The following is an 8709-nucleotide window of genomic DNA, read 5'->3' on the forward strand; positions in this document are numbered from 1 at the left end:
ACTCATCAGTTCTAAAAAATAAATTCTAGAAAATTGAAAGAAAGGTTTGTTAGAACAAAAATTAGAAAAAAATTCTATATCTAAAGAACTAGTTTCTAAAATCATCAATCTTGAATTTTGTAATTCATTTGAAAAATCTAAGATATGAAACATCATCCAAATGATCTCTATATCTTTTTCAAAAACAACAATATGTTGATGATTTTTATTTTGTAATAAAGCTTTAAATAAAATTCCATTTCCAAAACCATAAAAATACAATACAGGATAAAGTAGGTATTTGTCATTGTAAGTATTTAGCATAGAGTTTAATTCATTTATAACATTTTCATAAAGAAAAGTATTATCATTCGTATCTTTTAGATTGATATCAAGATTATCTTTACCTAAGATAAGTTCAAATTTGCTAGACTTGATTTCTTTTAAACTTTCTTTTAAAAGAATATTACCTAAAGCTTCAATATTTTTGTTAAAGAGCTCTTTTTGGGTAGGAGTGAAGGTCATTGGAAATCTCCTTGTTTTAAAGCATCACCAAATTCTATATCTTTACTAGCTTTTTTTCCTAAAAGTTCTTGATAAAATTTAGGATGTAGTCCAAAAGAAGGACGCACGGATTTTACATTTTCTTCGCTGAACATTTCACCTTTTTTGATATCCTTACTTGCATATAAGCTTCTTGCAAAAACACGGTTTTTAAGCGCCTTTTCATCTAGATCTAACTTACCATCGCCTAAAGCACTTTCGGCCTGTCTAACCGCATCTACCATAGCTTTAAATTCATCAAAATCAAGACTAAATTTACTGTCTTCACTTTCTATGCTTTTATCTAACATAAAATGCTTTTCTATCACTCTAGCTCCAAGTGCTACTGCTATAATGGGAGCTAAAGAGCCAAAACTATGATCGCTTAATCCCACTTCAACATTAAATTTTTCTTTTAAACTTACCATAGCTTTTAAATTCATATCTTCTATGGCAGCAGGATAAGCTGAAGTGCATTTTAAAAAGATGAGATCAGAATTTTTTTCTTCTTTAAAAATTTCACAGATTCTAAAAAGTTCTTCTTCTGTAGCAATGCCCGTTGAAACGATAGTAGGTTTTTTTTCTTTGGCGATTAAACGTACGAAATTTTCATCATTGGCTTCAAAAGAAGCGATTTTATAGGCTATAGGATCAAAGCGTTTTAGAAATTCTAAATCTTCTTTGGCAAAAGGACTTGAAAAACAAAGTATGCCTTCATTTTGTGCGGTTTCAAAGATTTGAGAATGCCATTCATAAGGGGTTTTTGCACTTTCATAAAGCTCATAAAGTTTTCTTTTATCCCAAAGCCCACCCTTGATGATAAAATCTTCTTTGTCGCTATTTAGCGTGAGGCTATCTGGAGTGTAGGTTTGGATTTTTATCGCATCAGCACCTGCTTTTTTGGCTGCTTTTATGCTTTTAAGTGCCATTTCAAGACTTCCTGCGTGATTTGCACTAAGTTCTGCGATGATAAAAACTTTTTTATCGGTGTTAAAATTTCCTATTTGCATACTTTTCTTTCTTTTGTAAATTTCCTACTAAAAATGATATATAATTATATTATATATTTCTTCAATTTATATATTTATATTATATAAATATTACGACTTTGTTATGATTTTGCTTGGTTTTCTTTAAAAAATGCTATATCGATTTAAATCATAGAATTTGTTCATTTTTTAATTTTTATATAATATAAATATATAAAATTATAAAATAAAATTTAATTATAACGATATATATTTAAGACTAATTAATAAGGAAATTTATGAAATTTTGTAAAAAATGCGTGATGCCAGATACTAAGCCTGATTTACATTTTGATGAAGATGGGGTTTGTGATGCATGTCGCTCTCAAGAAAGTAAAAATTATGAAATTGATTGGAAAGCAAGAGAAAAAGAATTTTTAGAGCTTGTAAAAAAATATAAAAAACATCCCATATATGATTGTGTTATAGGGGTAAGTGGCGGCAAGGATTCTCATTTTCAAACTATAAGAATGCTTGAGCTCGGGCTAAATCCTTTATGCGTGTGTTTTGAACCTAGTGTACCTACAAAAATAGGGCGTAAAAATTTAGAAAATTTAAATAAACTCGGTGTAGATTTAATTCATGTTAAAAGAAATCCTAAGGTATATAAAATTTTAGCAAGGGAAGGATTTCAAAGAACAGGAGATACTGAATGGCAAAATCATTTGGGAATTTTTACAACCGTTGTAAGAACGGCTGTAAATTTTAATATACCTTTGATGATTTGGGGTGAAAGTCCGCAGATAGAGTATGGTGGCCCTGCAAGCAGCAAAACAAGAAATACGCTTGATAGAACTTGGCTTGAGGAATTTGGGGGGTTATTGGGAAATAGGGTTTCAGATATGATCGGAGTACAAGGATTAACCGAGAAAGATCTTTATTTTTATACATATCCAAGTGATGAAGAGATACAAAAGGTTGGTTTGACTGGGCTCTTTTTGGGGTATTATTTTAAATGGGATTATAAGGTAAATCTTAAAGTATCTAAAGAGCACGGATTTTTAACTACAGATCGTCCCGTAGAAACCACTTATGAAAATTTTGAAAATTTAGATTGTTATTCTAATCATGTGCATGATTATTTAAAATACTGTAAATATGGCTTTGGTAGAGCAACAGATAATGCTTGCATTGATATTCGCTTGGGTTATATTGATCGTGAGCAAGGTGTAAAATTAGTCAATAAATACGATGGCAGAGTTCCAACAAAGGCTATTAAAAAATATCTTGAATTTAGTAGTTTTAGTGAAGAAGAATTTCAAAAAATTGTGGATTCTTTTACTAATAAAAAAATATTTAAACGTGATGAAAATGGTAAATTTATAAGAGATTATGATGGTTCTTTGGTAAGAAAAGATGAGTATATTTTAAAATGATAGCATTGATTGATTATAAAGCAGGAAATTTAAACTCAGTCGCTAAGGCTTTTGAAAAAATAGGAGTTACAAATTTCATAGCTAAAAATCCAAAAGATTTGCAAAAAGCAGATAAATTGCTTTTACCTGGGGTGGGATCTTTTAAAGAAGCGATGAAAAATTTAAAAGAACTTGGTTTTATAGAAGCTTTAAAAGAGCAAATTTTAGTACAAGAAAAACCTATTTTAGGCATTTGTTTGGGAATGCAGCTTTTTTTAGAAAGGGGCTATGAAGGTGGGGTTTGCGAAGGACTTGGTTTCATAGAAGGTGAAGTAGTCAAATTTGAAGAGGATTTGAATTTAAAAATCCCACATATGGGTTGGAATGAACTTGAAATTTTAAAACAAGAGCCTTTGTATCAAGGCATAGAAGATAAGAGCGATTTTTATTTTGTGCATTCTTTTTATGTGAAATGCAAAGATGAGTTTGTAAGTGCTAAAGCACAATACGGGCATAGATTTGTTGCATCTTTGCAAAAAGATCATATTTTCGCTACGCAATTTCACCCCGAAAAAAGTCAAAGTTTAGGCTTAAAACTTTTAGAAAATTTTGCAAGGCTTTAAATGTTAAAAACTAGAATTATCCCTTGCGTATTATTAAAAAATTTTCAACTTGTTAAAAGCATAGAATTTAAAGATTTTCGTACTATAGGACATTTAACTTCAACGATGCGAATTTATAATGCACGTAATGTTGATGAACTTATTATCTTAGATATAGATGCTTCAAAAAGTGGTGAGATAGACTTTGAAAGCATAGAAGATCTTGCTAAAGAATGTTTTATGCCTTTAACTATAGGCGGCGGGATAAAAACTCTTGAAGATATACAAAAGATTTTAAATTTAGGTGCGGATAAAATTTCTATCAATTCTAAAGCTTTAGAAGATATGGATTTTATAAGTAAAGCAGCAAATCGTTTTGGTTCTCAATGTATAGTTTGTTCTATAGATGTTAAAAGAAAAGGAGAACAACTTTGTGTTTATGATAGGGGAAATTTACTTGAAAAAAATCCTTTAGAACTTGCTTTAGAATATGAAAAAAAAGGTGCTGGAGAGCTTCTTTTAACTTCTGTGGATTTTGAGGGAAAAGCAAAGGGTTATGATTTAGAACTTTTAAAGATCTTTCAAAATAAACTTAAAATTCCTCTTATTATCAATGGAGGACTGAGTAATCCAAGTGATGGAGTTAAGGCTTTAAACTTGGGTGCTGATGCTTTAGCAGGGGCTTATATTTTTCATTTTTCTAAGTACACCCCTAAAGATGTAAAAGAAGAATTAGCTAAGCAAGGTTTTGCAGTTAGGATTATCTAATACAATATAAAAAAAATCTCCATCTTCTCTTGTGATGATAAAATTATTATTCTTATAAAGTTTTAAAGCCTTTTCATTATCTTTAAAAACACAAGCTTTTAGGGTTTTTATCTTTAAAATTTCAAAGGCGTATTTTTTGATTTCATTCATTAAAATTTGTCCTACGCCTTTTAAATCAGGTTTTGCATAAAGCCCAAATTCACAAGTTTGATTTGTGATGTTATTAAAATAAATTACACCAAAGGCTTGATTTTCTTTAAAAAGTAAAAAATATTTTTTACTTCTACTTGTTTTTAACTGTTTTATAAAATTTAGATGTTCTTCGAATTTGATTGATTTATTTAACATGAATTGACCAATGTTTTCATCATTACGCCATTGCCAAATAAGCTTTAGTTCATCTAGATTTAGTGTGATAAAATCTTTGTAAATAATCATTTTATAGTTCTAATTAGCTTAAAAGCTTCAGCATTTTTTAAACCCACTCTTAAACCCTGATATTGTGCTTGAAGTTTGATACCCTCTAAGCTTCTTGGATGTGGAAATTTGCAAAGTTCTGATTGATAATAAGACATGGCTTTGATTTTATCTTCTAAAGTATCACTAATGTCAAAAAATACATTAGGACTAAAACTTGTAGGATAATTCCATTCTGTAGATGAAAGTACTTCAAAACTATAAATTTCTTTTACGCTTTCATTAGCTAAAGGACGAGTTGCGGTTAAAACAGCCTTGAAAGTAATTTGATGATCGATATTTAAATCTTTAGCATAATGGGTAAAGATAATATCAGGTTTAAGTATATTTTTGATTTTTTCTATGCTTTTAATGATATCAAGTAAGGGCACACTATCAAAACGATTATCGGGAAATTTTTCCCTAAAAAGCTCTTTAATACCTATGCTTTGATTGGCTTTTAAAGCTTCGTTTTCTAAAATTTCAAATTCTTTATGTTCGATTTCATTTTTATCGGCAACGCGACTTGTTTTGCCTTCTCCAAGTATCAAAGCATAAGCTTCATGACCTTCTTTAATAAATTTTGAAACTGTTCCAAAACAGCCCAAGACTTCATCATCGGGGTGTGCGGCTATGATTAGGATTTTTTTCATAAATTTTAAATTCTCCTTTGAGGTGATTTTTTTTATTTTTAACTTTTTTAAATTCAATCTTTAAATTTTTAAGCTCTAAAAAAGCTTTAGGATAACTTGGCGCATCAAGCATTCTTATAAAATCAAATATTTTTTCTAAATTTGGATTTTCCAAAGAATTTAAACAGCTTTGATTAGGGGTTCTTCTTTTAAAAAATATTGGCTTTCCATTTTGAGGAATGGGTTTTGGATTGTTTTTTAAAATATAAGGAATCATTTTGAAAAAAATAATTTTTGAAGCTTTTTGATAAATTTTTTGAGCGCTATGTTTGGAAATATCTAATTTACATTTAAGATAAATATCACCTGCATCTAAATCTTTACAGACTCTTAAAGCAGAAATTTTTGTTTTTTTAATATTTTGTAAAATTAAATTTTGCAAAGGAGAGCCACCTCTACCAAAAGGTAAATCACTCATGTGAAAAACTATACATTTATAATTTTGATAAATTTCATCAGGAATGATGAAAGACCAATGTGGAAAAAATATATATTTTGGATTGATTTTTTGTATATAGTTTAAATTTAAATCTTCTTTTTTGGTGATTAGGTAAAATTTTATATATGGAAATTGACTTTTAAGTTTTTTATAATTTTTAAAATTCCAAGTTTTTAAGCTTGCGATGATTATTTTCATGCTACAAGTCTTTTGAAAATAAGAATTTTAGCGTAAAGATTAAGCTCTACCCCCCCCCTAAGTTCTAAATAAAACATCTCTTCACCTTCATCATAAATATAAAAATTATTTTTTAAATATAAGTTTAAAGCCCTTTTATTTTGCTTAAAAACGTAAGCTTTTAGGGTTTTTATCTTTAAAATTTCAAAAGCGTATTTTATAATTTCATTCATTAAAATTTGTCCTGCACCCTTTAAATCAGGTTTTGCATAAAGTCCAAATTCACAAGACTTAGCTGCGATATTGACAAAATCAATCACACCGATAATCTGTTCATCTTGAAAAACTAAAAAATATTTTTTGCTAGAATCTTGATGTAAATTTTTTAAAAATCTTAAATGCTCTTCAAAATCGATATGTTTTGTTTTCATAAATTGACTGATGTCTGGGTGATTACGCCATTTAAAAATCAGCTTTATTTCTTGAGAATTAAGTTCTGTGAAATTTTTAAGTTTTATCAATACTTATACTCCACTTCATAACCTTTTTGAGCTAGCCAATTGGCTAGTTTTTCTTGGTTTTTAACAACACAAATGGCTTTAAAATTTGCCTTTAAAAGTAGGGCTTCATTGACCAAAGAACTTGCACTGATGATGAGTTTATTGCTTTCATTCATCAATTTTGCAAGATTTTCATGATCGATAAATAATCTAATATTGTTATGTAATTTTGCAAATTTTTGCAATTTTTTAAGATTGGGATTAGAAGAGCTGGTTGCGATGCTGATAGCTTTTGTTTTGGGTAATTCGCTAGCGATTTGCAAGGAGAGATTTTTTATATCAGTTCCACCCATGCAAATAAAAAAATCATATTTTTTTTCTCTATTTTCTTTAGCCTCTTGATAAAATTCTTCCCTGATTAAGGCATAAGAAAAACCACATCTTACTTCGCATTTAAAAGGCACTAAACCTTCATAATCACTTGCTTTTGAGTAAGCATTGACATTGAGCAAAATGTCACAATGATGAGGCTTTATTTCATCATCAAAGCTTAAGATTTTCACCCCTGTTTCAAGCTTGATCAGCTTTTCATCATCTACGCTGATGCCATAGTGATCAATGATAAGAAGTTCAAATTTTTCTTCTTTGATGAGATTGATAAGCTCGTAAATACTTTCGCTATTAAGCTCATAAACAGGATAAGGAATTTCATCGATCAAAGAGCCTTTTAAAGATAAACAAGCAAAGCTTACATCATCATATTGTTTAGCTAAGACTAGATCGCGTTTAATGTGTCCAAAGCCTATTTCACTGGAGCTATCACTCCTAAAAAGAACTTTCATGATTTGCCTTATAAAGTATTTTTGCAAATTCTAAATCTTGCATGGTGTCTATATCGCAAACTAAATTTCTTGGTAATACAAATACACTAGAATGAGGTTTAAACATAAAATCTTCTTCAAGCCAAGCTTTACTTGTGCCAAAATAAAAAGCCCCTGCATCATGATAAGCTTTTGTTAAGTCTTGTGAACGACTTTTGTAATGTTTTTCATCAAACATATAAACTTGATTGTTTTTATTTAAATAAAAAGCTCTTTGTATAGGATACTCAAACTCAGTAGCGGCAAATAAAAACTTGCTTCGATTTTGGATAAATTGTTCATAGGCTTGTTTTAAAATGTCTTTATTTAACAAAGGAGCGGTAGCATAAAGGCAGCAGACATTATCATAAATTTGATTTTGACTTTGTAAAATTTCTATGGCATTTTGCACCACAGCGGTACTTGATGTATAATCATCACTTAAATTTTCATCACGCACAAATGGAGCTTTTGCACCGTATTTTAAGGCTACTTTTATGATCTCTTCATCATCGCTTGAAAGCACTATTTCATCAAAAATACCCGAATTTAAAGCATTTTCTATGCTATAAGCGATTAAAGGTTTACCTAGAAAATCAATGATATTTTTTCTAGGAATTCTTTTTGATCCACCACGAGCAGGGATGATGCAAAGATTTTTCATAGTTAAGCCTTGTTTTTTGTGTTTTATTTTACTGAAATTTAAGTATAATTGTCTTTAAAATACAATAAAATGATACAAATAGGGTGGGAATAATGCTTATAAACCAAACCTTTGAAATTGATTCTTGTGATGATGTAGAATTAAATATAAAAAGAACTAGTAAACTTGAATACCGTATAAGTTATGATGATAAAAAAGATATCAAAGCTATAGTTTTTATAGTGGGTGGTTTTGGAGCCAATGCAAATATTTCTTTTTTAGATTTTGATAGAGAGTATATTGCTAAAAATTTTAATGTTGTAGCGGTGCATGTTTTTTATCATTGTTTTTGTGCAAGACAAAGTATCGATCAAAAGTACAATCCAAAGCTTATTCCTAATCAAGATGATTTAGAGCGTATCAACGGTATTTTAAAAAATATTAATTTAGGGCATTTGTTGGCTAATGAAGATAATTTTGAACAAATTATTCCTCTTATAGAGCAAAAAGTTAATGAAATGAAACAAGCAGGTTTGGTTGATGAAAGCCAAAAAATAGAACTTTTTTGCGATTTTGTCCCACCTAATGGAGACTATCAAAACTATGGCATTATGGCAGCTATTGATCATATCAATGCTTTAAAAGATTTAGTTAAACGCTTTCCAAA

The 8709-nt window shown here is 29.3% G+C and carries 11 protein-coding genes and 1 pseudogene; 4 read left to right on the forward strand and 8 right to left on the reverse strand.

The window, feature by feature from the left end:
• Both AJ930_RS08940 and pseI read right to left on the reverse strand, forming a co-directional pair.
• Positions 1–504, reverse strand: a pseudogene (locus AJ930_RS08940) (motility associated factor glycosyltransferase family protein); the annotation flags it as partial.
• Positions 501–1532 carry a pseudaminic acid synthase gene (gene pseI / locus AJ930_RS08945; protein ID WP_070275229.1) on the reverse strand — a complete coding sequence of 344 codons (1032 nt, stop codon included), beginning with the start codon at positions 1530–1532 and terminating at the stop codon, positions 501–503. The gene pseI and the pseudogene AJ930_RS08940, both read right to left, overlap by 4 nt.
• Before the next feature lie 257 nt (positions 1533–1789).
• Here pseI and pseA point away from each other — a divergent pair, with 257 nt between their 5' ends.
• From pseA to AJ930_RS08960, 3 genes are read left to right on the forward strand one after another with little or no spacing between them, the layout of a single operon-like run.
• Positions 1790–2926: a pseudaminic acid biosynthesis protein PseA gene (gene pseA, locus AJ930_RS08950; RefSeq protein ID WP_053872895.1), complete on the forward strand. Its 1137-nt coding sequence runs from the start codon at positions 1790–1792 to the stop codon at positions 2924–2926.
• Positions 2923–3528 carry an imidazole glycerol phosphate synthase subunit HisH gene (gene hisH, locus AJ930_RS08955; protein ID WP_053872896.1) on the forward strand — a complete coding sequence of 202 codons (606 nt, stop codon included), beginning with the start codon at positions 2923–2925 and terminating at the stop codon, positions 3526–3528. Before pseA ends, hisH begins: the two co-directional genes overlap by 4 nt.
• Positions 3529–4275: a HisA/HisF-related TIM barrel protein gene (locus AJ930_RS08960; RefSeq protein ID WP_053872897.1), complete on the forward strand. Its 747-nt coding sequence runs from the start codon at positions 3529–3531 to the stop codon at positions 4273–4275. It begins immediately after the preceding gene.
• Here the strand turns inward: AJ930_RS08960 and pseH (AJ930_RS08965) are convergent.
• Genes pseH (AJ930_RS08965) through pseF form a run of 6 tightly spaced genes read right to left on the reverse strand, consistent with a single transcriptional unit; the run spans position 4240 to position 8063 of the window.
• Entirely contained in the window at positions 4240–4713 is a 474-nt protein-coding gene (gene pseH / locus AJ930_RS08965; protein WP_053872898.1) for a UDP-4-amino-4,6-dideoxy-N-acetyl-beta-L-altrosamine N-acetyltransferase, read from the reverse strand. The two genes, AJ930_RS08960 and pseH (AJ930_RS08965), sit on opposite strands and share 36 nt — an antisense overlap.
• Positions 4710–5384 carry a PIG-L deacetylase family protein gene (locus tag AJ930_RS08970; RefSeq protein WP_053872899.1) on the reverse strand — a complete coding sequence of 225 codons (675 nt, stop codon included), beginning with the start codon at positions 5382–5384 and terminating at the stop codon, positions 4710–4712. Before AJ930_RS08970 ends, pseH (AJ930_RS08965) begins: the two co-directional genes overlap by 4 nt.
• Positions 5347–6060, reverse strand: a complete 714-nt coding sequence (locus AJ930_RS08975; protein WP_053872900.1) for a formyltransferase family protein — start codon at positions 6058–6060, stop codon at positions 5347–5349. The genes AJ930_RS08970 and AJ930_RS08975 overlap by 38 nt, the downstream gene beginning before the upstream one ends.
• A complete protein-coding gene (pseH, locus tag AJ930_RS08980; RefSeq protein WP_070275230.1) occupies positions 6057–6560 on the reverse strand; it encodes a UDP-4-amino-4,6-dideoxy-N-acetyl-beta-L-altrosamine N-acetyltransferase in 504 nt (167 codons plus the stop codon). Before pseH (AJ930_RS08980) ends, AJ930_RS08975 begins: the two co-directional genes overlap by 4 nt.
• The gene (gene pseG / locus AJ930_RS08985) at positions 6557–7381 is read right to left on the reverse strand and encodes a UDP-2,4-diacetamido-2,4,6-trideoxy-beta-L-altropyranose hydrolase (protein WP_070275231.1); all 825 of its coding nucleotides are present in this window, start codon (positions 7379–7381) and stop codon (positions 6557–6559) included. Before pseG ends, pseH (AJ930_RS08980) begins: the two co-directional genes overlap by 4 nt.
• A complete protein-coding gene (gene pseF / locus AJ930_RS08990; protein WP_070275232.1) occupies positions 7365–8063 on the reverse strand; it encodes a pseudaminic acid cytidylyltransferase in 699 nt (232 codons plus the stop codon). Before pseF ends, pseG begins: the two co-directional genes overlap by 17 nt.
• A gap of 92 nt (positions 8064–8155) precedes the next feature.
• Between pseF and AJ930_RS10650 the strand changes: the two genes are divergently transcribed.
• The coding region (locus AJ930_RS10650) for a DUF2920 family protein (RefSeq protein WP_261659527.1) at positions 8156–8709 on the forward strand (554 nt) is incomplete at its 3' end.

It is taken from the genome of Campylobacter sp. BCW_6871, from assembly GCF_001762325.1.
GTDB lineage: Bacteria > Campylobacterota > Campylobacteria > Campylobacterales > Campylobacteraceae > Campylobacter_D > Campylobacter_D jejuni.

Bases quoted from the DNA above. Each gene is read 5' to 3' on its own strand.
- pseI (WP_070275229.1), bottom strand. From the start codon at position 1,532: ATGCAAATAGGAAATTTTAACACCGATAAAAAAGTTTTTATCATCGCA.
- pseA (WP_053872895.1), top strand. From the start codon at position 1,790: ATGAAATTTTGTAAAAAATGCGTGATGCCAGATACTAAGCCTGATTTA.
- hisH (WP_053872896.1), top strand. From the start codon at position 2,923: ATGATAGCATTGATTGATTATAAAGCAGGAAATTTAAACTCAGTCGCT.
- AJ930_RS08960 (WP_053872897.1), top strand. From the start codon at position 3,529: ATGTTAAAAACTAGAATTATCCCTTGCGTATTATTAAAAAATTTTCAA.
- pseH (WP_053872898.1), bottom strand. From the start codon at position 4,713: ATGATTATTTACAAAGATTTTATCACACTAAATCTAGATGAACTAAAG.
- AJ930_RS08970 (WP_053872899.1), bottom strand. From the start codon at position 5,384: ATGAAAAAAATCCTAATCATAGCCGCACACCCCGATGATGAAGTCTTG.
- AJ930_RS08975 (WP_053872900.1), bottom strand. From the start codon at position 6,060: ATGAAAATAATCATCGCAAGCTTAAAAACTTGGAATTTTAAAAATTAT.
- pseG (WP_070275231.1), bottom strand. From the start codon at position 7,381: ATGAAAGTTCTTTTTAGGAGTGATAGCTCCAGTGAAATAGGCTTTGGA.
- pseF (WP_070275232.1), bottom strand. From the start codon at position 8,063: ATGAAAAATCTTTGCATCATCCCTGCTCGTGGTGGATCAAAAAGAATT.